Origin of the sequence: Phenylobacterium sp. LH3H17 (assembly GCF_024298925.1) — a bacterium.
In the GTDB taxonomy this organism is placed as follows: Bacteria; Pseudomonadota; Alphaproteobacteria; order Caulobacterales; family Caulobacteraceae; genus Phenylobacterium.
The window spans coordinates 359,861-383,427 of the sequence record NZ_CP101283.1 but is presented as its reverse complement, the minus strand read 5'-3'; the positions used below and the strand labels follow the sequence as shown (position 1 = coordinate 383,427).

Below are 23,567 nucleotides of genomic sequence, written 5' to 3'. Positions count from 1 at the left end.
GGCTTACGCTCTCTTCAGGGCGAACTTGAGGGAGTCGAGCTTCGAACGGAGCGAAGCGTCGAACAGTCGGGAACCGACCCGCACCTTGATGCCGCCCAGGATGGACGGATCGACGCGGGTCTCGATTTCAGGATCCTTGCCGAGCGCGGTGCGCAAGGCGGCGGCGACGCCCTTGGTCTGGGCGGGCGTCAGCGGGATGGCGGAGGTCACCTGGGCCGAGACCGCACCGCGCGCCTTGGCGGCGAGGGCCTCGAAGGCCTCGATCACCGCCGGCAACACCGCGGCGCGGCCGTTGGCGGCCAGCAGGCCCAGGAACTTCTTGGTGGTGGCGTTGAGCTTCGCCTTGTCGGCGATCGCGGCCAGGGCGCGGCCCTTGTCCGCCGCGCCGAACGCCGGAGAGGCCAGCAGGGTATGGAAGTCCCGGCTGTCGGCGCGCATCTTCTTCAGCGCTTTCAGGTCGGCCTCGACGGCCGCCAGCTGCTTTTCGTCGTTCGCGAGATCGAACAGGGCTTGAGCATATCTGCCGCCCACATTCGAAGCCTTGGAATCGTCCGCCACTTATTATGTCCGCCCGATGCGTGTCGAAAGCCGCGGCAGGGGAACCCCACAGCGGCCTAAAGGCTTGAAAGCGCTTGGAAAAGCACATTGGCCGTCGGGACTGGTAGAGCCCCCTGGCCCGAAGCCGCGCGCCTGATAGCACGCGATTTTCGGCGCCGCAACCAAACCGGCCGCGACACCTTGGATTATACGGCCTTGGAAGTCTCCCCGGATCTGCGGAAAACGGCCGAAGCGGTCGCCAGGACCGCGCCATCGGGGGCCAACAACCGTCCATGGGCGAAGACGAGCGTGCGCGTCGCACGCTCGACGGCGGCCTCGACCACCACCGCGGCGCCCGGCGACGCCGTCGGGCCGTAGTCGAGCGTCAGAGAGACCGGCTCTGCCCCGGGGCCCGCGGCCTCCAGCAGCAGCGGCTCGATCAGGCGGGCCACGGCGGCCGGGGCGTCGGGCAGGCGCGCCTGGCGGCGCAGGCGTTCGAGGGTGGTGTCTGGGGTCATGGAGGCGGTCCCTTACGCGGGCGCGCGCGAAACTCCAAAGAAAAAGGGCGCCGGGGACATACCCCGGCGCCCAAGTGACAGGCTCGACTGGAAACAGCGGCTGGGAGGCGCGCCTCCCGGTGCGCGAACCTGCTCGTGGAGTTGCGACTAGCGGTTGGCGACCTGGGTGGCCGGCAGGGCCGCCACGTTGCAGGCGCCAAGCTTGGTCTCGTCCAGTTGCTTGCGCGCGCCGCCAAAGGAGGCGACCGCGCCCAGTTCCTTCGCGAGGTCCTTGCAGGTCGAGGTGGCGTAGGTGCGCGAGGACGGGGCCGAGGCCACGCAGGTGTCGCCTTCGCAGAGGAAGACGGCGCCGCCGGCGATGACCTTGGTCTTGGAGGCGATCGGCGCCTGCAGCTTGGCGGTGATGGGATCGTCGGCCAGGGCGGCGCCGGCGAACGAGACGGAGACAATAGCGGCGCAGGCGGCCGCAAGGGTACGGAGCTTCATGGAAAGCCCTCCAGCGTTTCGGGGAGAAAAGGCAGGCCTGAAGCCTGGCTCGGCGCAATCCGGGGATCGCAACCGGTATCCCCACCGGTGGCGCGAAATGAACTAAGCAACGCTAAGATAACACTGCTTAGATTGGTGGCAAGAGACAATTTCTATGGTCAGCTATTCAAAAATGCAGGGGTGTCGTTCGAGCCACGGACATCTATCGATCGCAATCGCCTCGTGGAGCCGTGCTCCCACGCCAGTCGTCCGCGCGCGACTGCCCGGCCCGTTCATCTCTCGTCAATCTTGTCGCGCGTTTGGTGCGGCTAGGTTATCTGTCGCCTCGGAGCGGGGGCGATCCACGGCGATTTAGGACGAGACATGGCCAGACCAGGACCGGATTCCCGCCGGCCGGCCCCGCGAACCCCGCAGCGACCCCCACCGCGAACCCCTCTCCAGGCCTTCCTCTACTGGACCATGGTGCTGGGCGTGTGGGGCCTGATCTTCGTGGTGGCGTTCTTCGCGGTCTTCGCCACCGATCTGCCCGACACCTCCAAGCTCTACGATGTCCAGCGCCAGCCCTCGATCTCCTATCTGGACCAGTCCGGCGCCGTGATCGCCGTGCGCGGCAGCCAGTACGCGCCGCCCGTCGACCTGGACAAGCTGCCACCGCACGTTCCCAAGGCCTTCATCGCCATCGAGGACCGCTGGTTCTACTGGCACATCGGGTTCAACCCGTGGGGCATTCTTCGCTCGCAGATCTACAACACCACCCACAAGGGCGGTCCGCTGCGCGGCGGTTCGACCATCACCCAGCAGCTTGCCCGCAACCTCTTCCTGACCCCGAACCAGAACTACCGCAGAAAGGCTCAGGAACTGATCCTGGCCATGTGGCTGGAGGCCAAGTTCAGCAAGAAGGAGATCCTCTCTCTCTATCTGAACCGGGTGTATTTCGGGGCCGGCGCCTACGGAATCGAGGCCGCCAGCCAGCGCTATTTCGGCAAGCCGGCCAGTCAGCTCACCCTGGGCGAAAGCGCCCTCCTGGCCGGGCTTATGAAGGGCCCCTCGCGCTACAGCCCGGTCTCGGCCACCAAGCGCGCCGAGCAGCGGGCCAATGTGGTGCTGAATGAGATGGTCCGCTCCGGCGCCATCACCACCGCCGAGCGGGACGAGGCCTTCAAGACCCCGGTGAAGGTCAATCCGACCCTGGCCAGCCAGAGGGCGCAGTACTTCACCGACTGGGTCGACGACCAGGTCCGCTCCCTGCTTGGCGAGCCCACCGAGGACCTGGTGGTGGAGACCACCCTCGATCTGCCCATCCAGACCGCCGCCGAGCGGGCGGTGCGCCGCGGCGTCGCCGCCGCCAAGGGCCAGGGCGTCCAACAGGCCGCCCTGGTGGCCATCGACGGCGAGGGCCGCATCCGCGCCTATGTGGGCGGCGTCTCCTATGAGGAAAGCCAGTTCGACCGCGCGACCATGGCCCGGCGCCAGGCCGGCTCGGCCTTCAAGCCCTTCGTCTATCTCACCGCCATGGAGAACGGCCGCACGCCGGACGTCCAGGTGGTCGACGAGCCGTTGAAGATCGGCAACTGGGAGCCGCGCAACTATACGGGCGACTTCCGCGGCCCGATGACCCTGCAGAATGCGCTGGCCCAGTCGATCAACACGGTGGCCGCGCGCCTGGCCAACGAGGTGGGCACCGGCAACGTGGCCGCCACCGCCCGGCGGCTTGGGATCACCTCCCATATCCAGCTCGACCCCTCGATGGCGCTAGGCGCGGTGGAGGTCAGCCCCATGGAAATGGCCCAGGCCTATGCGCCCTTCGCCAATGGCGGCTTCCTGGCCAAGGGGTACGGCATCACCCGCATCCGCACCGCCTCGGGCAAGGTGCTCTACGACCACACCGTGGAAAAAGCCCAGCGCCAGGCGGTGATCGGCTCGCCCGCCCTGCAGTACATGAACCAGATGATGCGCCAGGTGATCGCGTCGGGGACGGGGACGCGGGCCAATGTTCCCGGCTACGACCTGGCCGGCAAGACCGGCACCACCAGCGACTACCGGGACGCCTGGTTCGTCGGCTACACGGGCGGCTTCGTCACCGCCGTCTGGGTGGGCAAGGACGACAATAAGCCCATGAAGCGGGTCACCGGCGGCAATGCGCCGGCCGGCATTTGGCGCGATTTCATGGCCGCGGCCCTGCCGCGCCTGAAGACCCAGGAAATCCCCGGCGGGACCGTCACGCCGGAGCGGGCGGACGCTGACCCCATCGGGGACGTCATCGACGGCATCGGCGACGCCATTGGGATCGGAAACGATCCGCCGCCGCCCGAAAGGCCGCCCGCGCGGGAAGAGGCGCCGCCTTACTGAACGCGGCGCCCTCGACGCCTACCGCCCGAAGGCGTGCAGCCTGGCGCCTTCGGCCCGCAGCCAGGCGCGGTGGGGGCGCTCGTCGCCGACCAGCGCCTTCACATGGGCCCAGAAGCGCGGCCCGTGGTTCAGCTCCAGCAGGTGGGCGCATTCGTGGGCGGCCACATAGTCGGCGACCTCGAACTCGGCCAGGGCCAGGCGCCAGGAGTAGCGGATCGCCGCGGGCTTGCCCGGCAGGCCCGGACGGCAGGAGCCCCAGCGGGCGCGGGCGTCCATCACCGTCACGCTGGGCAGCTTGGCGCCAAGCCGGGCGCAGTGGACGGCGGTGCGCTCGGTGAACACCCGCAGGGCCTCGCGCCTGATCGCGCGGATCACGGCGTTGGCGTAGGTCGCCCCCTCACCCCGCGCGGAGATTCGGGCCGGCTCATCCCCGGCGGCGGGATGGAAGCGGGCCGGCTTGCCGCTGGCCTCCAGGCGGCAGGGCTGGCCGAACAGGACAATGGTCATGCCCGGTGCGATGGACTGCGACTGCGGGAGTTCGGCCAGGCGCTCGGCGATCCATTCGGCGCGGTCGCGGGCGAAGGCGGCGGCCTCGGACAGGCGCCGGGCGCTGGGGGCGGTGGCGACGATCTCGCGCTTGGTGCGGTCCAGCCGCAGGGAGACGCGCCGGGCGCGGGAATGGACTTTCAGGCGCACGACGGCCCCGGCCACCTCCAGCCGATCGCCGTCGGCCAGGGTACGGCCGAACAAGCTCATGCGACCTATCTAGGCTGCGTCGCGCTTCTTTTCGATGCCCGCTTCCTGGCGGCGAATGAACGCACGCACCCGCGGATAGATCTCCTCGCGGAAACGGCGGCCGTTGAACACGCCGTAATGGCCCACATGCGGCTGCACGTAGTCTTCCTTGAAGTCGTCCGAGAGCCCGGTGCAGAGCGCGTGCGCCGCCTGGGTCTGGCCGATCCCGGAGATGTCGTCGTTCTCGCCCTCCACGGTCAGCAGCCCGATGTCGCGGATCGAGCCGGGCTGGACCGATCGCCCGCGATGGACCAGCTCGCCCTTGGGCAGCAGGTAGCTCTGGAACACATAGTCGATGGTCTGGAGGTAGAACTCCTCGGGCAGATCCAGCACCGAGAGATACTCGTCGTAGAACTCCAGGTGCTTCTCGGCGGAGTCGCCGTCGCCCGCCATCAGGTCCTTCAGATACTGCTTGTGAGCGTCCTGATGCTTTTCCTTGTTCATCGACATGAAGCTGTAGAGCTGCACGAAGCCCGGATAGACCCGGCGGCCCATGCCCGGATAGGGCGCGGGCACGGCGTCGATCATGTTGGACTTGAACCAGGCGAAGGGCTTTTCCTCGGCCAGCTTGTTGGTGACCGTGGGCGAGAGCCGCGCGTCGATGGGAGAGCCCATGATGGTCATGGTGCCGGGACGGCTTTCCTCGTCGTCCTCCGACATCAGGGCCGCGGCGGCCAGAACGGCGGGCCCCGGCTGGCAGACGGCGACCACGTGCGGGCGCGGTCCAAGCAGGCGCAGCATGTCGCGGACATGGTCGACGAAGTCGTGGAAGTCGAAGCGGCCTTCCATCAGCGGGACGTCGCGGGCGTTGGACCAGTCGGTGATGAACACCTCGTGGTCCTGCAGGAAGGCCTCGACCGTGCCGCGGAGCAGGGTGGCGTAGTGGCCCGACAGGGGGGCGACGATCAGCACCGCGGGCTCCAGCTCGCGGCGGCCGGCCTTGCGCATGTCGGACATGTCGCGGCTGAAGTGGATCATCTTCACCCACGGGGTCGACGAGACCACCGTCGGCCGAACCCGCACCGGCTTGCCGTCGATCTCGACGCTGTCGATGCTCCAGGCGGGCTTGCCGTAGCGGCGGGTGAGGTTGGCGAACAGGTCGGCGTTGGCGAACAAACGCCGGCCCAGGTCGCTGTCCTTTGCCGGATTCAGCGGCGAGGACCAGAAGTCGCGCATGGCCCGGGTGGCGAACCGCAACGGGGTGGAGGCGTAATAGCCCGCCTCGTAAAGCGTATAGAGCATCGTAGAAGACGTCCTTGTGCTGCGTCGCAGCGTAGCATGACCATACTTAAGGATGTCCAGCGGTAACCGGTTCCCGATGCGGCGCTTCGACGCTCCGGACAAATTTCGCACCTGCGGCGCCTAGCCCATGGCCTCGCCGATCTGGCGGGCGATTTCCTCGGGCGTGATCCCGTAGGGCAGGATGCGGTCGAAACGGCCCTTGGGGTCCATCAGGTAGGCCGGGGTCGAATGGTCGACCAGGTAATCCGGCCCCTCGCCATTCTTCTTGTAATAGGCGTGGTAGGCCTTGGCCGCGACGGCCACCTGCTCCCGGGTCCCGGTCAGGCCGATGGTCCCCTTCGGAAAGGCCGCGCCGGCGAGATAGGTCTTCAGCTGGGCGGGGGTGTCGCGTTCGGGATCGACGGAGATGAACACCACCTGGGTCCGCGCAGACTTCGGTCCCAGCAGGGCCTGGGCGCGCTCCACGGCCTGCAGGGTCGTCGGGCAGACATCGGGGCAGTAGGTGAAGCCGAAGAACACCACGCTCCACTTGCCCTTCAGGATGGTTTCGTCGACCGGCCTGCCGTCCTGGTTCACAAGCTGGAAGGGACCGCCTACCGCGGCCGGGGCGGGACTGTCGAAGGCGCCGGTGCGCCAGGCGATGCCGGCCAGCACGGCCAGGCCCACCAGACAGGCGGCGAGCAGGATCAGGTGGCGGGGTTTCGTCGGCATGGAGGCCTTTGGGGCTCGTCAGGCGGGGCGCAACGCGCGATGGTCGCGGTCCATGGCGTCCACCAAGAACACGTCGCCGCAGAAGCCGTCGCCCGGCCTCGATAGGCAAAGCGCCGCGCCCGCGCAAGCCGGCGACGACTGGGGCCTTGGCGGCGGGCGCGGCGGGCGCCTGCGCCTGCGGACCCTGGTCACCCTGCGCTGGATGATCGTGGCCGGCGAACTGCTGCTGTTGGCGGTGGCGGGCCTGGGGTTCGGTTTCGAGGCCCCCTACCCGTTCTGCTTCGCCGTCGTCGGAGCCTCGGCCTGGGTGAACCTGCTGACCGGCGTGGCTTCGCCGGGCCAGCGCCTGATCAGCGACTGGGAGGCGGTGGGCCAGCTCAGCTTCGACGTCGTCCAGATCTCGATCCTGCTGTTCCTCACCGGCGGCACAGCCAACCCGTTCATCCTGATGCTGATCGCCCCGGTGACCCTGGCGGCCGCCACCCTGGCGCCGCGGGCGGTGACGGCGTTGGGGGCCGAAGCCATCACGGCCTCGATCGCGCTGGCCTTCTTCCACCTGCCGCTACCCAGCCTGCCCGGCGCCGCGGTCGAGTTGCCGCTCAGCTTCATGATCGGGGCGGCGGCGGCCAATGTCGCGGGCGTCATCGTCATCGCCGGCAATGTCCGGCAGGCGGCCGAGGAGTCCTCGCGCATGGCCCTGGCCCTGGACGTCACCCAGGCGGTGCTGGCGCGCGAACAGCGGCTCTCGGCCCTGGGGGCCCTGGCCGCCGCCGCGGCCCATGAGCTCGGCACGCCCCTGGCCACCATCTCCATCGTCGCCAAGGAGCTCGCCCGAGAGGCGCCGACCGCCCAGGTCAAGGAGGACGCCGAGCTGCTGATCGCCCAGTCCGAGCGCTGCCGCGAGATCCTGCGCCGGCTGACCGACGCCCCCGCCGCGGCCTCGGACGAGCTCCACGAGCGGATGAGCCTGCTGCAACTGCTGAACGAGGTGATCGAACCCCACGCCGATGTCCGCGGCGTGCGGGTGGAGGCGATCGTCTCCGGCGCTCCCGGGGTGGCCGCCCCCAACATCTGGCGGATGCCCGAGGTGCTGCACGCCATGACCTCCTTCGTCGAGAACGCCGTCGACTTCGCGGCCTCGGAGATCCTGGTGACCGTCCGCTTCGATGCTCAGAGCGTGGGAATGGAGGTGCGCGATGACGGACCGGGCTTCTCGCCCGAGGTGCTGGCCAAGCTCGGCGAGCCCTATGTCACAAGCCGGCCGGGGGTGGCCGGCGGTCGCACCGGCCACATCGGGATGGGCCTCGGCTTCTTCATCGCCAAGACACTATTGGAACGAACCGGCGCTGTAGTCACTTTCCAGAACGGTCGCCCGCGCGGCGCCGTGGTCGCGGCCCGTTGGCCGAGGGCGCGGATCGAGGCGCTGGGCGGAAACGGCTGAAGACCCTTGCGGATCGCCGCCAAGCAGCGACATGATGCCGCAGGAGGCGTGGACGCCAACGCCCCTATCGGAGGTTGCGCATGACCGATCTCTCCGCCGACATCGCCGCACTGTCGGATCGAAGCCTGCTGGTGCTCGATGACGACGCCCCGCTGCGCACGCGGCTGGGCCGAGCCCTCGAGCAACGCGGGTTCGAGCCCGTGCTGGTGGGCAGCGTCAGCGAGGCCCTGGCGGCGGTGAAGGCCCATCCGCCAGCCTATGCCGTGCTGGACATGCGGCTGGAAGACGGAACCGGCCTGAAGGTGGTGGAGGCGGTGCGCGGCGCCCGCGCCGACGCAAAAGTCATCATGCTGACCGGCTACGGCAACATCGCCACGGCGGTGGCGGCGGTGAAGTCCGGGGCCATCGACTACCTCTCCAAGCCCGCCGACGCCGACGACGTGGCCCGCGCCCTGCTGGCCCGCAAGGACGAGTCGCCGCCCCCGCCTGACAATCCCATGAGCGCCGACCGGGTTCGCTGGGAGCACATCCAGCGGGTCTACGAGCTGTGCGGCCACAACGTCTCTGAGACCGCCCGGCGGCTGAACATGCATCGCCGCACCCTGCAGCGGATCCTCGCCAAGCGCGCCCCAAAATAGACCGCCCGGGTCCTCTCCTCCTGGGGGAGCTGGCGCAACGCCTCGGTCAGCTTTGCTCACGGTTCGCGCCGAGAGGGAGCATCTAGGCTGCGCTAGCCTTCCAGCTGGGTCACCACCACGCCGGCCGCGCGCATGGCGGCCAGGCGGCCGAAGGCGATGGTCAGCGCCTTGCGCCGGGCGCCGGCCAGGGGAACGGTGGGCGCCTCGCGCAGCACCGCGCCTCCGAAGGCGTCGCAGACGATCAGGCCCGGCTCCTCCGGCAGGATCTCGCGCGGGAACTCAGGCGCCACGGCGAAGGCGAAGCTGTCGCAATAGGGCATGTACTCATGCCACTTGCGGTCCACCCGATAATCCTCGAGGCCCGACTTCACCTCGACGATGACGATGTGGCCCCTGGGCGACAGGGCCATGAGGTCGGCGCGCCGGCCGTTGGGCAGGGTCACCTCGGCCAGCGGCGCATAGCCCAGGTCGACCAGCAGCCGGGCCGCGCCGCGGGTGACCGCGGCGGTGATCTCGGGACGGGTGATGGTGACGATGGTGACGCCCATGCCCGAATTTATGTTCCGGCTTCGTTCCGGATGCAAGTCGCCTAGGAGTGGGGGGCGGGGCGCTGGTCTTCCGGATTCTCGCCCGCCACGACGTTTCGATAGTCCTCGATCCGGGCGCGCAGGCCCTCGATCTGGCCTCGAAGCTCGCCGATCACACGGTCGAGCTCTTCGGGCTGGTCCCAACTACGGGGCTCGGAGGGACGGGGAGACTGATGCGAATTGGAAGGCATTGGGAGGGCAACCCAAGCGGGCAACGTCCGGTTCCCGACAGACGCCCAGAAGTTGTTGCAGCGCTTCAGTTCTTCGCGGGCTGGGGGAATTCCAGTCGGGCCACGTCGTAACCGAGCTGCTTGACCCGGGCCAGGGCCTGGGCCCGGACCCCGCTGGCCAGGGTGGGACGTTGCGACATCAGCCACATGGCCCGGCCGCCCGGCGTGCCCAGGATGACCCATCCCTGGTCGGGGCGATGGGCCAGGACCCAGTATTCCTGCTTCACCATCCCGCCGAAGAAGGTCATCTGCAGCTTGGCGTTGGTCTTGGGATCGATGACCTTGGCCTTGGCCTTCCATTCGGTGGCCGGCCCGGCCAATGAGCCCTTGTAGCAGGCCTGGAGCACCGAGAACCCTTCGCCGTTCCGGACCCAGTCGGAAGTGCCGCCCTGACAGCCGCTCTGCACCTTGTTGGGCAGGCGTGCGACTTCGTACCAGCGCCCGGTCATCTTGGTCAGCTCGACGCGCTCCGTCGGCTGCGGGGGCGCGGCCAGGGCGGGGACGGCGGCGACGCACAGGGCCGCGAACGCGACACAGGCGGCGACAAACGCGATGGAGAGGTCCGGAAAACGCATGGGCGGTATGGCTAACGCTTCAGGGGGGAACATGTAAACGCCCGCGGACCATGTCCGCGGGCGCATGAACCCAATCCGAACGAAAAAGGGCTATTCCGCGGCGATCGAGACGTTGGCGGCGATGCGATCCTTGAAGTTGATCTTCTGGAGATACTTAATCCCCTCCTCAGCGATGTCGTCGCCGACCATCCTGTCGCCTTCCGCCTTCAGCTCCTCCATGTCGACATACATGCCGTAGAAGGCCCGCGTGCGGTCGGTGATGATTCCGGCGTTCAGCAGGGTCTTGATGAGCACGCGGAAGATGTTGCTGGCTTCCTTCATGTCCTCGCGGCGCGCCTCGTCTGTGGCGATCAGCTGGATCTCCTCCAGGACGCGCGCGGGGTCGAGGCCGAACTCCTCATAGAGCGCGACCTGTTCCGAGGGCGAGACCAGGTTGAACAGCACCGCCTGGAAGCAATGGGCCGCCCAGTCCTCGACGATGATGTGCTCGGCTTCCGACAGCTTGGGGATGGTCCGGTCGGCCCAGATCTTCCCGAACTTGTGGTGGAAGGCCTCGTCGGTCATCACCAGCTGCATGAGCTGGCGTCCCAGGGGGTCGTTGAGCTTCTGATAGAAGGTGGCGAAGGCGCCCATGGCCAGGCCCTCCACCAGCATCTGCATGCCGATGATCTTCTTATAGACCTCCGGCGAGCCGATGATGTCGACCAGCAGGTCCTGCAGCACCTTGCTGCACGCCACCGGCCGGCCCCAGCGGGCCTTGATGTACTTGGCGAAGGCCGTGACGTGGCGGGCCTCTTCGCGGGTCTGGTTGGCGGCGTATTCCTGCGCGCCCTGGTCCAACAGCACGTGGCAGAGGCTGGCCGAGAGGTTCAGCGCGCCCTGCTCGCCATGCAGGATCGAGGAGAAGGAGTAGAGCAGCGACTTGTTGAGGAACTGGGCGCGCAGCGACGGCGTGTTCAGCTTCGCCTTCACATAGTCCGTCTGCAGGGCCGCGCTGAGCTCCTCCGGCATCAGGGCGTCGTTCTCCATGTCCCAGGGCGCGGAGAAGTCGATGTACTTCGGGTCGAGCGGATCCCAGAAGTGGTCGTGGGTGGCCGAGATGATCTTGTCGAAGGCCGTCGAGCGGTTGTTGTAACGGTCGAGGTCGAGCATGGACTCGAAGTCGTCCGGCGCCACGGCGTCGTAGATCAGATCCTTGGTGATGTTGCCGTCGGCGGCCATGCGATCCTCCCGGTGATCTTGTCGGGGCGAAGGTCATCACCCCCGAAGCCGGGCGTCAACGCAAAATGACGCTTGCGTCATCTTCGTCGACCCTCAACGGGGCGGCGGCTCGGACTGCAGGGTCTCCAGGTAAGCCACCAGATCTTCGGCCTCCTGGCGACCGATCTGGATCGGCGGCATCTCGCCCGAGCCGTGCTGCGAGATTTCCGTGAACCGCCTTTGCAGGGACAGGGCGTTGTAGCGGACCCTCAAGTCGCGGAAGCGTGGCCCGAACGAGGCAGGGCCATCGTCCAGGCCGACCACATGGCAACCCGCGCAGCGCCGCTCGGCGAAGGCCTGGCCCCGTTGAACGGCCGGATCGGCGGCGCCGCCGCCGCCAGCCGCCGGTACGGCGGCTGCTCCGGCGCAGCCGGCCAGGGCCGCGGCAAGACCCAGCATCGCCCAAGACCTGTTCGCCATCGAAGCCTCCATGGGATGGAATCACAGCATGGCGCCGTTCGACGCCGCGCGCGCCTCCGTTGCTCTACCTAGACGCGGCGGCGCACGAAAAAGCCCGCCGGTGGGGGCCGGCGGGCCGAAGTCGTTGAGGAAGCTGGCTCGGCCTACTCCGCGGCGATGGAGATCGCCTGGCCGACGCGGTCTTTGAAATTGATCTCCTGGAGGTACTTGATGCCCTCTTCGGCGATGTCGTCGCCGACCATCCGGTCGCCCTCGCCGCGCAGTTCCTCGATGTCCACATAGGTGGCGTAGAAGGCCTTGGTGCGGTCGGTGATGATGCCGGCGTTGAGCAGGGTCTTCACCAGCACCCGGAAGATGTTGGTCTGCTCCTTCATGTTCTCACGGCGCTTGTCGTCGTTCATGATCTCCGCCATCTCGGCGATGACCTTGTCCGGATCCAGGCCGAATTCCTCATAAAGGTCGCGCTGCTGGGTGGGCGCCACCAGGTTGAACAGCAGGGTCTGGAAGCAGTGCGCCGCCCAGGTCTCGATGATCTCGTGCTCGGCCTCGGAGAGATGCGGGATGGTGCGGTCGGCCCAGATCTTCCCGAACTTGTGGTGGAAGGCCTCGTCGGTCATCACCAGCTGCAGGAGCCGCTTGCCCATCGGGTCGCGGATATTGTTGAAGAAGGTGGCGAAGGCGCCCATGGCCAGGCCCTCCACCAGCATCTGCATGCCGATGATCTTCTTATAGACCTCCGGCGAGCCGATGATGTCGACCAGCAGGGCCTTCAGCGTCGGGCCGCATTCCACCGGCCGGCCCCAACGGGCCTTGATGTACTTGGCGAAGGCCGTGACGTGGCGGGCCTCTTCGCGGGTCTGGTTGGCGGCGTATTCCTGCGCGCCCTGGTCCAGCAGCACGTGGCAGAGGCTGGCCGAGAGGTTCAGCGCGCCCTGCTCGCCATGCAGGATCGAGGAGAAGGACCGCAGGGCCGACTGGTTCACGAACCGGACGCGGGTCTTCCAGTCGCTGAGGTGGTTGGAGACGTAGTCGGTGGACATGGAGATGATCATGTCCTCCGGCAGGAGCATCTCGTTCTCCATGTCGAAGGGCTCGTCGAAGTCGATGTACTTCTTGTCGAGCGGATCCCAGAAATGGTCGTGGGTGGCCGAGATGATCTTATCGAAGGCCGTCGAGCGGCTGTTGTAGCGATCGAGGTCCAGCATCGCCTCGAAGTCGTCGGGCGACACGGCCTCGTAGATGATGTCCTTGGTGATGTTGCCGTCGGCCGCCATGGGCAGATCCTCCTTCGGCGGGCGCGCGCGCAGGCGGCCCACGGTTTCCTCTTGGCGCGAACCCTCCCAAGAGAACGCAGATCAGTCAAGGAAAATGACGCATGCGTCACTTTCCTACCGACCCAGTATCCTTGACGCGCCGCCGTTCGTCTTGAGCAGATGGACATCAGGGAGGAGCGGCGATGACCGAGCCGATCACGGACGACACCTCGCGCGCCCTGCGCACGGCCTGGTTCGACTATCTGGACGCCATCGAGCCGTTGCGCTCGGCCCTGCACGCCTACGGCCTGAAACTGACCGGCGATGTCTGGGACGCCGAGGACCTGGTGCAGGACACCCTGCTGAAGGGTTTCGCTATGATCGGCCGCGGCGACCTGCACGGGCCGGGCAGCCCGGTAGCCGACACCAGGGCCTATATGTTCCGGACCGCCTCCAACCTATGGATCGACCGGATGCGCCGGACCGCGCGGGAACAAGCCTGGATCGCCGAACCCCGGCTGCAGCCCGCGAGCGCCGATCCCGACGCCGCGCGCCAGGGCGCTGAGGCGCTGTTCGCCGCCGCCTCACCCCAGGCGCGGGCGGCCGTGGTGCTGAAGGACGTGTTCGACTTCACCCTGGAGGAGATCGCCGACCAGCTCCGCACCACGGTGGGCGCGGTGAAGGCGGCCCTGCATCGCGGCAGAGCGGCCCTGGCCGCCGCGCCATCCCATCCACCCCGCCGGGACGGGCCGTCCCAGGTCCTGGTGGAGCGGTTCATCGACGCCTTCAATTCCCGCGACGTGCCGACCCTGACCGCGGTGCTCACCGAGACCTGCTCGATCGAGGTCCCCGGTGTCGGTGGCGGCCGCGGACGGCGCGGCGGCTGGGCCGAGGCCAGCGTCGGCCATGCTGACGGTCGCCTGGAGTCGGACGTCTATCGCGGCGAGCCGGTGGTGCTGTTCTTCAACGAGGCCGGCCAGCTCTACGACATCGTGCGGCTGGAGGGCGACGGCGAGCTGGTCAGCCGGATCACCAACTACTGCTACTGCCCCGACACCCTGGAGGCGGTGGCCGCCGAGTTGGGCCACGAGGTCTCGCCGCTGGGCTACCACCAGCCGCCGGACATCCTCACCCGCATGATCGCCACCACCACCCTGCCCTGGGGCGAGACCGGGCTCCGGGCTTGAGGCCACCCCCACCAATGTTTCGCGGCCCCCCTCCCCCGTAGCTGTGGGGGGAAAGGGATGCGCGAGCCCGCTCCCTTAATCCGCCGCCGCCTCGATGGCGTGGATATCGTCGTCGGAGAGGCCGAAATGGTGGCCGATCTCGTGGACCAGGACGTGGGTCACCAGGTCCTCCAGGGTGACATCGCCGCGCTCGGCCCACTCGTCGAGGATCGGTCGGCGATAGAGGAACACCCGCGAGGGGCCGGGGCTGGGGTCGAAGACCGAGCGGTGGCCGAGGTCGACACCATGATAGAGGCCGGTCAGTTCGAAGGCGTCGGGGATACCCAGCTCGTGCAGGACGTCGGCCGTGGCGAAGTCGTCGACGCGGAACACCACCTCGCCGGTCATGTCGCGAAAGCCCTTGGGCAGGGCGGCGAAGGCGGCCTCGGCGATGGCCGCCAGGTCGTCCAGGGTCGGCGCGGGGCCGCGATACGGATCACTCATCGGGTACGATGATATGCGGCGACTCGGGCAGGCGCGCCTCGAAAAGCCCGATATCGAGCGGCTGTTGCGGCTTGACCGCCCGCAGCGGCTGCTGGGTCAGGGCGCGCACGGTCTCCGGATCGAGGTCCTGGCGGCCCTTGCGGCGGGCTTGGCGCGCCTGGGGCGTTTCCGTTCGGACAGCGGGCGCGGCCCCGATCCGCCAGTAGGAGACCATCAGCCGCCAGACGGTGGGCGGGGCGGCCTTGGCCGTCGGCCAGCGGCGGCCGTCCTCGTAGCTGGGCTCCGCCTGGGCGGGGGCGCGGGTGCGGCTCGCCGCCACCGTCTCGGACAGGCGCAGGTAGCGGTCCTCGGGCGGCAGGCTGGCGGTGCGGCCCGGTCGTTCGTCCTCCAGCCGCCCGGCATAGGCGTCGAGCGCCGCCTCCCGGGTCGCGAACGGGGGGCCGGCGGGCTCCACGACGAAGGCCACGGGCTCGCCGGCCAACGCCTGGGCCTCCCGTTCACGCGCCGCGCGCGCCAAGGGAGCCGAAAGCGCCTGTTCGGCGTTGGCCGCCACGGGGTAGAGGATCGCGGTCATGCTTGCGATCATCGCCGAAAACACAGGACCGGAATATGGTGATCGGATGATTCGCTGTCGACGAGGACGGGCGTCGATGGAACGCCGATGAGCGAGCACGAGCTCATCCTGGCCGCGGCCGCGGGCGCCGTCATGCTGGCCATCTGCGCCACCCTGCTCGCACTGGCCCAGCGGCGGCAGGGCGAGGCGAGGATCGAGGCCCTGCGACAGCAGGTCGCCGGCCTGGAGCTGGGCGCCGAGGCCGCCCAGGCCTCGGCCGAAGCTTTCGATTCCGCCCTGCTGGCCGTCCAGGACGGCCATGCCCTGCTGGCCTCGGGCGAGGAGAGCCTGGCGGTCTGCGTCACCGCGCTCGGTCTGGTCAACGCCGATCCCCAGGCGGTGATGGCCGCTCTGATGCGGGCCGACCCCGACCACGCCCGGCGCCTGCGCGCCCTGTTCGAGCGCGGCGAGGCCTGCGCCTTCGAGGTGCGCGGCCCGGCCGGGGTGGTGGCCGTGGAGGGACGCGCGGCCGGGGCGCTCGCCTGGCTGCGGCTTTCGGCGATCATCGGCGAGGATGCGGGCCTGCCCACCGCCCCTCGGTTCGCCGCCTTCCTCAACGCCCGCGCCACCCCGGCGTGGATCGCCGCCGCCGACGGGGCGCCGGTCTGGGCCAACGGCGCCTGGCTGGCGGCGGCGGGCGTGGCCGATCTCGACGAGGCCGCGGCCAAGGGCGCGAGCTTCGACAAGGCCAGCGACGCCTTGGCCAGCGAGGCCGCCAACCTGGGCCGCAAACGCGAGACCCTCCGCTGGACCAGCCTGGATGGGCGCCGCCGCGCCTTCCAGGTCACCGCCCAGCCGCTGGAAGGCGGCGGAGTCGGGGTCTGGACCGAGGATGTCACCGAGGCCGAGGAGATGCGCGAACTTCTCAAGCGCCAGCTCGCCGCCCACGACGAGACCCTGAACCACATCGCCGACGCCGTGGCGATCTTCGGCGAGGGCAAGAAGCTCATCTTCCACAACACCGCCTTCGCCGAGTTGTGGGGGCTGGAGCCCGCCTGGTTGGCCGAGCTGCCGACCCACGGCGAGATTCTGGACCGCCTGCGCCAACGCCGCCGCCTGCCGGAGACCGTCAACTACGACAAGTGGAAGGCCGCCGAACTCGACCGCTACGAGGATGTCGCCTCGGCGCCCGACGACCTGTGGAGCCTGCCTGACGGCCGCACCCTGCGGGTGGTCCGCCAACCGCACCCCATGGGTGGGGTGGTGCTGCTGTTCTCCGACATCACCGGCGAGCTGAAGCTCAAGGCGCAATACAACGCCCTGATCCAGGTGCAACAGGCCACCCTCGACAAGCTGAACGACGCCGTGGCGGTGTTCGGCTCTGATGGCCGCCTGCGGCTGCACAACGACGCCTTCGAGCGATTCTGGAACATCACGCCGGCGCAGCTGGATCTGGCCCACGACTTCGAGGGCGTGGTCGAGCTCTGCATCCCGCGCCTGCACGACATGGGTTTCTGGCGCGAGCTGAAGGGCCGGGTGGCCGACACCGATCCCCAAGCCCGCGCGCCAATCTCCGGCGAGGTGAAGACCTCTGACTCCCGCATCGTGGTCTACCAGTCACGCCCCCTGCCGGATGGGGCCACCCTGATCGCCTTCACAGACGTCACCGACGCCCGCAAGCTGGAGAGCGCCCTGGCCGACCGTTCCGCGGCGCTCGCCGACGCCGAGCGGCTGAAGCGCGACTTCGTGGGCAACGTCTCCTATGAGCTGCGCACGCCGCTCACGACGATCATTGGCTATTCCGAGCTGCTGGAGCGCTCGGGGGAGAACCTCTCGGAGCGCGGCCGCGGCCACGCCGCGGCGGTCCGCACGGCGGCGACCCAGCTCGCCCGCTCCATCGACGATGTTCTGGACATGGCCCAGATCGACGCCGACGAGATGGCGCTGGATCTCGACGACGTCCGGGTCGCCGACCTGCTCAGCCAGACCGCAGGCCGCTGGACCCCCGAGGCCGACGCCGCCGGGGTGACCATCAAGGTCGAGCATGCCGAGGACATCGGCCTGATCCGCGGCGACATGAAGCGCCTGACCCAGGCGCTGGACCACCTGACCGAGAACGCCATCCGCCAGACCCCCCCCGGCGGGCTGGTGACCATCGCCGCGCGTCGCGCCCAGGGCGAAATCCAGCTGCAGGTGACCGACACCGGGCGCGGCATCCCGTTCCACGTCCAGGCCCATATCTTCGACCGGTTCATCGGCCGCGAGCGCGGCGGGCCGGGCCTGGGCCTGGCCCTGGTCAAGGCGCTGGTGGAGCTGCACGGCGGCTGGGTGGCCCTGGAGAGCGAGCCGGGCGCCGGCGCGACCTTCACCTGCCACCTGCCCGAAGCCGCCCAGGGGGCGGCGGGACATCCGGAGCTGAGCTTCTAGAAGGTCCAGTTCCACCGGGGGGCCGGCGGCGCGGTCGGGCCGCCGTCAGCCAACCCACTGGCGGGGCCGACCCACGTCGATGTGCACGAAATCCGATCCGGGATAGTAGCCGACGCCGCCGCGCTGCAGGTTCAGGGCGGCCTGTCTCACGCGCGAAAGCGGTGCGCCCGGGATGCGGATGTCCATGGCCTTGCCGTCCATGTGCAGGCTGCGCGTGGCGACGCCGGAACTCTTCCGATGCAGGGCGGCGTTGCTGGCCGGCGACCGATAGCCGGAAATGACCTGGACCGGCTGATCCGACCCCAACTGGTCGGTGAGGGTCGCCAGGAGGTCCAGGAGGTTGCGGTCCATCGCATGCACTTCGCCCGTGCGGTGGTCGCGGAGCACCTTGTCAATGGCGCCCAGGGCGTCGGTCATGTAGCCGCCGCCTTCGAAATAGGTCGCCCGAATCGCCTCGCCCGTATGCAGGTTCAGCAGCGACACGCGGCGCGGCGCGGCGGCATATGCGCGGGCGCCGCAGGCGGTAGCCCCCAGGAAACCCACTCCTGCGGCGAGCAGACGGCGACGGTCGGGTGACATTGGGCCTCCTCAAGTTCGGGCCTGAGTATAGCTCAGCTCAGCGCGATCTTGCCTCAGCGCACTCTGTCGCACCTCGAGGGTTCGCCGCAACGCCGTATTGTCCGGCCAGGGCCTTGGCGAGGACATCGTCCCAGCGATACGGGTCCGGGCGGAGATTCACCCCGGACGCGTCGACGAAGGCGGTCTGGTAGATGACGTACAGGGGCAGAGGCCTCTCGAGGCCGATGCGGCGGGTGACGTCCGTGGCGATGGCGACATCGATGTCGGTCGCCGTCCATCCTTGCGTTTCGAGGAGGTCGGCCGCCAGTTCCCGGGGCCGCTCCAGACGCATGCAGCCGTGGCTGAGGGTACGGATGGGCCGGGCGAAGGCGCTCTTGCCCGGTGTGTCGTGCAGGTAGACGCCGAACGGACTGGGCAGGTCGAACTTGACGCGGCCCAGGGCGTTGGCCGCGCCGGGGCGCTGCTGCAACCGCCCCTCGACGTAGCTGAACCCATGCCGCGCCAGGTAGCCAGGGTCTCTTGCGGCCTTCGGAAGGATCTCTTCCGAGGCGATCGACGCCGGGACGTTCCAGGGCGGATTGAACACGATCGACTCGATCTGCGAGGCGAACATCGGAGTCTTGTGCTTCAGGTCGCCGACAATGATCCGCATCGACAGGACGGGCTCGCCGGCCTCGAACAGGGTCGCCTCGGCGGCGGCGACGTTCACTTCCAGCCGGCGGGGCGGAGGCTGGCGGGGCATCCATCGCATCCGCTCCAGACTGGCGTCGATCTGCGCCAGCCGGGCATCGGCCGATACGTCTAGCGCCCTGCGGGTCTGAGGCCCGACCACGCCGTCCGGCTCGAGGCCATGAAGGCCCTGGAAACGCACCAGCGCCGCCTGCAGGTCGGCATCATATACCTCCGGCGTCGGAGCGCTCGACAGCCGATAGCCTTCGGCGGTCAGACGCTCTCGCAACATGACGACCCGCGGGTCGGACTGTCCGGCCCGGAGGCTGTAGTCGGACGGCAAGGCGTCCCAGCCGCCGCGGGCGACCATGGCGGCATAGTCGCGCCGGGCGGCCGACAGGGCGGCGTACCGGGGATCTGCCGGAGGCAGGGAGCTCAGCCATGCCGCAAGCCGGCCCTCGGTCCGGACAGCGGCGAATTCCGCCGCAAGATCGCGCTTCTCGGGCTGCAGGCTCCAAAGGCGATCGATCGCGGAGGGCCGAAGCCGCTGCCCGGTCTCGGCCATGGCGTACTCCAGCACGGCCCGCTCGAGGGCGCTGTCGTCGAGGGCGGCCAGGGGCGTCGCGATGGGTCGCGGTCCATCGGTCAGAACCTTGTAGATCATCTGCCGCTCGGCGCCCGACAGGGGCGCTGGGGCCGGCTCGCTCTTCGCCGAGAGAGGCGCGACCAGGATCGCGAACAGCACCGTGAGAGCTAGCCAGCACGATCTGCGCTGGGCGTATCCCGTCCGGAAGCCTTGCTTGTTTTGCATGCCTGCACGTTCAACCCAGGCGTTCGAGCGCGCCTTGACGCGCGTCAACCTGCAAGGCCGAGACGCCCCGGAGTCCGCCGTCCAGACCCTGCCCACCGTGGTGAGGCGCATCGCTCAGCTCCGCAGGGCGCGGCGCGACCAGCCGGAATAGGTCATGGCCGCGGCGGCCGGCGCCTCGGCGTAGGCGTAGCCGGTCAGGCCCGAGTTGCTCTCCAGATGCAGGCGGATCACCGCGCCCGCCGGCGCCTGCAGCCGGAAGCGCCAGCCGACCGGGAGGTTGGCGGCGTTCGGGAAGGCCGCCAGCACGTCGGGCCGTTCGCGGTCGGGGACAACGCTGAGCGCCAGCCGGCCGTCCACGTGGACGCTGACCCGGGAGATCTCGCATCCAGGCGTGCGCTCCAGGGCCCAGCCGGCATAGTCGCTCTCGCCGGTCGGCAGCAGGGTGGCGGTCTCCAGACCGCCCATGGGCGTGCTGGCCAGCTTCAGGCCCGAGAGGTCGACGCCGGGGGCGCCCACCACATAGAGGTCCTGGTTCTCGTAAAGTCCCTTGGGAAACCGCCGCCAACTGGCGCCTGGGCTGACCGCCTCGATCGCGGCGCCGACATAGGCCTCCGTCACATAGGACATGCCGTAGATTTCCAGGTCGAGGGAGCCGCTCTCGCTGAACCGCAGATAGGTCAGGCCGGACGGGTCCATGGCGTGGCCGGGCGGCAGGATGGCCTGGTCATGGACGCTGAAGGCCAGCACGCCCCGGGGGCCCAGGAAGCTATGCAGCTTGGCCAGCCACCGCTGGAACAGGCCGTCGGGCAGGTGGGAGAACATCGAGCCGACGAAGACCAGGTCGTGGCGGCCCGTATGGTCGAATTCTTCGGGGTCAGGGGCGGAGAAGACGCCGGTGACCCCGAAGGTCTGTTCCTGCCAGGCGACGGCGTCGTGATATATGTCGCCGACGAAGATCTGCGACGGCTTGAGCGTCTGCTCCAGGACCCGGGTCAGCCGTCCCCAGCCCGAGGCGAAGTCCAGCACCGTACCCAGGTTGGCGAAGCCGCCCAGGGCGCCGTCGACGATCTGGCGATAGGCGTCGAAGTGGCGGAGCGTCGACTCGACGAACTTGAACCCGGCGATCGAGACGTCGTGCTCGTAGTTCGGCAGGATCGCCTTGAAGAACATCTCGTCGTTCGCCGGCAGCGGCCGGCAGAAGCGATCGGAGTCCAGGCCGTAGCGGCCGAGATAGTCGCGGATGAAGGCCAGATAGCGCGGATCGATCGTGTCGAAGGCGAGATCGCGGCTCTGGCCGACGTCCGTCATGGGCATGCTCCGCAAGGTCCCGACCCGATTCCACGGGCCGGGGTGGGACCTAACCCAATCGTCGGAATGCGCCTAGTGCTGGCTCTCGGGCAGGCGCACGACAAGGCCGTCCAGCTCGTCGGAGACCTTGATCTGGCAGGAGAGGCGGCTGTTGGGTTCGACGTTCTCGGCGAAGTCCAGCATGGAGTCCTCCATGGCCGATTTCGCGCCGGTTTTGGCCAGCCATTCGCCGTCCACATAGACGTGGCAGGTGGCGCAGGCGCAGGCCCCGCCGCAGTCGGCGTCGATGCCCGGGATGTTGTTCTTCACCGCGCCTTCCATCACCGTCAGGCCGGTCTTCACGTCGATCGCGTGCTCGGTTCCGTCGTGTTCGACATAGGTGATCTTTGCCATTTACTCCCCTTCGCCGCTTTTATGCGGCGACCTCTTTCATGGAAACGGATGGGTCCGCAAGCTTGTCGAGGTCGACCGGCTTGCGGTTGGCGATGAGCAATTTGCCCATCATGAATTCGGGCGGCGAGTTGATCGCCTCCACGGATTGGATCTGGTCGCCCTTCAGGTGGAAGACGGCGAACTTGGCGTTGGCCGGGTCGCCGCGCAGCAGGATGCGGTCGACGTCGAAGGCGTAGCCAGCGATCTGGAGCTTCAGGTCGTACTGGTCCGACCATTGCCACGGCACCTCGCCCGGCGGGGGCGCTCGGCCGACAATGGCGCTGGCGGCCTGCTTGGCCTGCTCCAGGGCGTTGGGCACGCTCTCCATGCGGAACATGCGATCATAGATCGGCATCGGCCGGTGGGCCACGTCGCCGATGGCGAAGATCGAACGGTCCGCGGTGCGCGCCTCCAGGTCGACCACGATGCCGCGAGCAGTCTCGAGGCCGGCCTCCTTGGCGATCTCGTCATTGGGCGCGGCGCCCACCCCGATCAGGGCGGCGTCGCAGGCGATGACCCGGCCATCGGCCAGCTTCACCCCGGTGACACGGCCGTTCTCGCCTTCGAAGCCCGCCACCGTGGCGCCCAGCTCGAAGGTGACGTCATGGCGGCGGTGATAGTCGAGGAAAAAGGTGGAGAGCTCCTCGCAGGCGACGCGGGCCAGCAGGCGCGGCTCGCGCTCGATCACCACCACCTCGGCGCCGAGGGCGCGGCCCGAGGCCGCCGCCTCCAGCCCGATATAGCCGCCGCCGATCACCGCCAGGCGTTTGCCGGGCCCGATGGTGGCCTTTAGAATCTCGGCGTCGGCCGCCGTGCGCAGCTCCAGCAGGCCGTCCAGGTGCGCGCCCTCGACCGGCAGCTTGATGGCCCGGGCGCCGGTGGCGATGATCAGAAAATCGTAGGTCAGCACCTCGCCGGTGGACAGGGTGACCTGCTTGGCCTCCCGCGCCAGCTTGGTCGCTCGGGTGTTCGGCCGGAAGTCGATCCCATGCTCGGCGTAGAATTCCAGCGGCTTCAGGGCGAGGGATTCGGCGTCGGCCTCCCCCTTCAGCCAGGCCTTGCTGAGCGGCGGCCGCTGATAGGGCGGGATCGGTTCTTCGCCCACGAGGGTGATCGGGCCTTCGTGGCCGTACTGGCGCAGCAGGGCGGCCGCGGTGCCTCCCGCGTGACCGGCCCCGAGGATCACCACATGCGTGTCCGAATGGCTCATAGATGCCCCATGCAGAAAAGTGACGGCGGCGTCAACTTCCCGAACACAGTTCGGATTGCATTAGCCTCCCCGGAAGAGAAGCCTCAGACGACGCGGTCCACCAGCATCTTCTTGATCTCGCCGATGGCCTTGGCGGGATTCAGCCCCTTCGGGCAAACCTGGGCGCAATTCATGATTGTGTGGCAGCGGTAGAGCTTGAAGGGGTCCTCGAGATCATCCAGCCGATCGCCGGTCGCCTCGTCGCGGCTGTCGACCAGCCAGCGGTAGGACTGCAGGAGGGCCGCGGGGCCCAGGTACTTCTCGCCGTTCCACCAGTAGCTGGGGCAGGAGGTCGAGCAGCAGGCGCAGAGGATGCACTCGTAGAGGCCGTCGATCTTGGAACGGTCTTCGGGGGTCTGCAGCCACTCGGTCTGCGGCTCAGGGGTGGTGGTGTGCAGCCAGGGCTCGATGGAGGCGTACTGGGCGTAGAACATGGTCATGTCGGGGATCAGGTCCTTGATCACCGGCATGTGGGGCAGCGGGGCGATCTGGCACTGGGCGCCCGGGACCTCTTCATGGCCGTGGGTGCAGGCCAGCGTGTTGCGCCCGCCGATGTTCATGGCGCACGACCCGCAGACCCCTTCGCGGCAGGAGCGGCGGAAGCTGAGCGTCGGGTCGACGGTGTTCTTGATGTGGATCAGCACATCCAGGACCATCGGGCCGCAGGCGTCGACGTCCACGTCATAGGTGTCCCAGCGCGGGTTCTCGGTCCCCTCGGGATCGTAGCGGTAGACCTTGAAGGTCTTGACCTTGCTCGCGCCGGCCGGGGCCGGGTGGTGCTGGCCCCTCTGGACGCGGGAGTTCTTGGGAAGGCGGAGTTGGACCAT

General features: G+C 68.5%; 24 protein-coding genes. 5 read left to right on the top strand and 19 right to left on the bottom strand.

Annotation, left to right across the window (positions count from 1 at the left end; translation table 11 throughout):
• Positions 1–3 precede the first annotated feature (3 nt).
• The 3 genes from M9M90_RS01895 to M9M90_RS01885 all read right to left on the bottom strand — a co-directional run bounded on the left by M9M90_RS01895 (position 4) and on the right by M9M90_RS01885 (position 1,541).
• Positions 4–558: a F0F1 ATP synthase subunit delta gene (locus M9M90_RS01895; protein ID WP_254835470.1), complete on the bottom strand. Its 555-nt coding sequence runs from the start codon at positions 556–558 to the stop codon at positions 4–6.
• Positions 559–743: 185 nt separating this feature from the next.
• Positions 744–1,055 carry a hypothetical protein gene (locus M9M90_RS01890; RefSeq protein ID WP_254835469.1) on the bottom strand — a complete coding sequence of 104 codons (312 nt, stop codon included), beginning with the start codon at positions 1,053–1,055 and terminating at the stop codon, positions 744–746.
• A gap of 147 nt (positions 1,056–1,202) precedes the next feature.
• Positions 1,203–1,541, bottom strand: coding sequence for a hypothetical protein (locus tag M9M90_RS01885; RefSeq protein WP_254835468.1), 339 nt, complete (start codon positions 1,539–1,541; stop codon positions 1,203–1,205).
• 363 nt (positions 1,542–1,904) lie between these two features.
• Between M9M90_RS01885 and M9M90_RS01880 the strand changes: the two genes are divergently transcribed.
• Positions 1,905–3,890 carry a transglycosylase domain-containing protein gene (locus M9M90_RS01880; RefSeq protein ID WP_305885132.1) on the top strand — a complete coding sequence of 662 codons (1,986 nt, stop codon included), beginning with the start codon at positions 1,905–1,907 and terminating at the stop codon, positions 3,888–3,890.
• Between the two features lie 18 nt (positions 3,891–3,908).
• Here the strand turns inward: M9M90_RS01880 and M9M90_RS01875 are convergent, their stop codons facing one another.
• From M9M90_RS01875 to M9M90_RS01865, 3 genes are all read right to left on the bottom strand, one after another.
• Positions 3,909–4,646: a M48 family metallopeptidase gene (locus tag M9M90_RS01875; protein WP_254835467.1), complete on the bottom strand. Its 738-nt coding sequence runs from the start codon at positions 4,644–4,646 to the stop codon at positions 3,909–3,911.
• Positions 4,647–4,655: 9 nt separating this feature from the next.
• Complete coding sequence (locus tag M9M90_RS01870) at positions 4,656–5,927, bottom strand: polyhydroxyalkanoate depolymerase (protein ID WP_254835466.1); 1,272 nt, start codon at positions 5,925–5,927, stop codon at positions 4,656–4,658.
• Between the two features lie 120 nt (positions 5,928–6,047).
• On the bottom strand, positions 6,048–6,638 hold the full coding sequence (locus M9M90_RS01865) for an SCO family protein (protein WP_254835465.1): 591 nt from the start codon (positions 6,636–6,638) through the stop codon (positions 6,048–6,050).
• Positions 6,639–6,690: 52 nt separating this feature from the next.
• Here M9M90_RS01865 and M9M90_RS01860 point away from each other — a divergent pair, with 52 nt between their 5' ends.
• Positions 6,691–8,079, top strand: a complete 1,389-nt coding sequence (locus tag M9M90_RS01860) for an ActS/PrrB/RegB family redox-sensitive histidine kinase (protein WP_254835464.1) — start codon at positions 6,691–6,693, stop codon at positions 8,077–8,079.
• Positions 8,080–8,159: 80 nt separating this feature from the next.
• Entirely contained in the window at positions 8,160–8,717 is a 558-nt protein-coding gene (locus M9M90_RS01855) for an ActR/PrrA/RegA family redox response regulator transcription factor (protein ID WP_254835463.1), read from the top strand.
• Between the two features lie 92 nt (positions 8,718–8,809).
• Here the strand turns inward: M9M90_RS01855 and mmcB are convergent, their stop codons facing one another.
• From mmcB to M9M90_RS01830, 5 genes are all read right to left on the bottom strand, one after another.
• Entirely contained in the window at positions 8,810–9,265 is a 456-nt protein-coding gene (gene mmcB / locus M9M90_RS01850; protein WP_254835462.1) for a DNA repair putative endonuclease MmcB, read from the bottom strand.
• A 295-nt stretch (positions 9,266–9,560) separates the two neighbouring features.
• Complete coding sequence (locus M9M90_RS01845; protein ID WP_254835461.1) at positions 9,561–10,109, bottom strand: lipocalin family protein; 549 nt, start codon at positions 10,107–10,109, stop codon at positions 9,561–9,563.
• Between the two features lie 90 nt (positions 10,110–10,199).
• Positions 10,200–11,330, bottom strand: coding sequence for a ferritin-like domain-containing protein (locus M9M90_RS01840; protein WP_254835460.1), 1,131 nt, complete (start codon positions 11,328–11,330; stop codon positions 10,200–10,202).
• Between the two features lie 93 nt (positions 11,331–11,423).
• The gene (locus M9M90_RS01835) at positions 11,424–11,789 is read right to left on the bottom strand and encodes a cytochrome c (protein WP_254835459.1); all 366 of its coding nucleotides are present in this window, start codon (positions 11,787–11,789) and stop codon (positions 11,424–11,426) included.
• 143 nt (positions 11,790–11,932) lie between these two features.
• On the bottom strand, positions 11,933–13,063 hold the full coding sequence (locus M9M90_RS01830; RefSeq protein ID WP_254837200.1) for a ferritin-like domain-containing protein: 1,131 nt from the start codon (positions 13,061–13,063) through the stop codon (positions 11,933–11,935).
• 182 nt (positions 13,064–13,245) lie between these two features.
• On the opposite strand from M9M90_RS01830, the gene M9M90_RS01825 reads away from it, so the two are divergent.
• Complete coding sequence (locus M9M90_RS01825; RefSeq protein WP_254835458.1) at positions 13,246–14,229, top strand: RNA polymerase sigma factor; 984 nt, start codon at positions 13,246–13,248, stop codon at positions 14,227–14,229.
• Between the two features lie 75 nt (positions 14,230–14,304).
• Here the strand turns inward: M9M90_RS01825 and M9M90_RS01820 are convergent, their stop codons facing one another.
• Both M9M90_RS01820 and M9M90_RS01815 read right to left on the bottom strand, forming a co-directional pair.
• Complete coding sequence (locus M9M90_RS01820) at positions 14,305–14,712, bottom strand: metallopeptidase family protein (RefSeq protein WP_254835457.1); 408 nt, start codon at positions 14,710–14,712, stop codon at positions 14,305–14,307.
• On the bottom strand, positions 14,705–15,286 hold the full coding sequence (locus M9M90_RS01815) for a hypothetical protein (RefSeq protein ID WP_254835456.1): 582 nt from the start codon (positions 15,284–15,286) through the stop codon (positions 14,705–14,707). The genes M9M90_RS01820 and M9M90_RS01815 overlap by 8 nt, the downstream gene beginning before the upstream one ends.
• A gap of 87 nt (positions 15,287–15,373) precedes the next feature.
• Between M9M90_RS01815 and M9M90_RS01810 the strand changes: the two genes are divergently transcribed.
• Positions 15,374–17,692, top strand: a complete 2,319-nt coding sequence (locus M9M90_RS01810; protein WP_254835455.1) for a PAS domain-containing sensor histidine kinase — start codon at positions 15,374–15,376, stop codon at positions 17,690–17,692.
• Between the two features lie 45 nt (positions 17,693–17,737).
• On the opposite strand, the gene M9M90_RS01805 is transcribed toward M9M90_RS01810, so the two are convergent.
• From M9M90_RS01805 to M9M90_RS01780, 6 genes are all read right to left on the bottom strand, one after another.
• Positions 17,738–18,271: a DUF882 domain-containing protein gene (locus tag M9M90_RS01805; protein ID WP_254835454.1), complete on the bottom strand. Its 534-nt coding sequence runs from the start codon at positions 18,269–18,271 to the stop codon at positions 17,738–17,740.
• Between the two features lie 37 nt (positions 18,272–18,308).
• The gene (locus M9M90_RS01800) at positions 18,309–19,751 is read right to left on the bottom strand and encodes a murein L,D-transpeptidase (protein ID WP_254835453.1); all 1,443 of its coding nucleotides are present in this window, start codon (positions 19,749–19,751) and stop codon (positions 18,309–18,311) included.
• 114 nt (positions 19,752–19,865) lie between these two features.
• Entirely contained in the window at positions 19,866–21,059 is a 1,194-nt protein-coding gene (locus M9M90_RS01795) for a trans-aconitate 2-methyltransferase (protein WP_254835452.1), read from the bottom strand.
• Between the two features lie 72 nt (positions 21,060–21,131).
• A complete protein-coding gene (locus M9M90_RS01790) occupies positions 21,132–21,452 on the bottom strand; it encodes a 2Fe-2S iron-sulfur cluster-binding protein (RefSeq protein WP_254835451.1) in 321 nt (106 codons plus the stop codon).
• Positions 21,453–21,471: 19 nt separating this feature from the next.
• On the bottom strand, positions 21,472–22,701 hold the full coding sequence (locus tag M9M90_RS01785; protein ID WP_254835450.1) for an NAD(P)/FAD-dependent oxidoreductase: 1,230 nt from the start codon (positions 22,699–22,701) through the stop codon (positions 21,472–21,474).
• Positions 22,702–22,784: 83 nt separating this feature from the next.
• Positions 22,785–23,567 carry a succinate dehydrogenase iron-sulfur subunit gene (locus M9M90_RS01780; protein ID WP_254835449.1) on the bottom strand — a complete coding sequence of 261 codons (783 nt, stop codon included), beginning with the start codon at positions 23,565–23,567 and terminating at the stop codon, positions 22,785–22,787.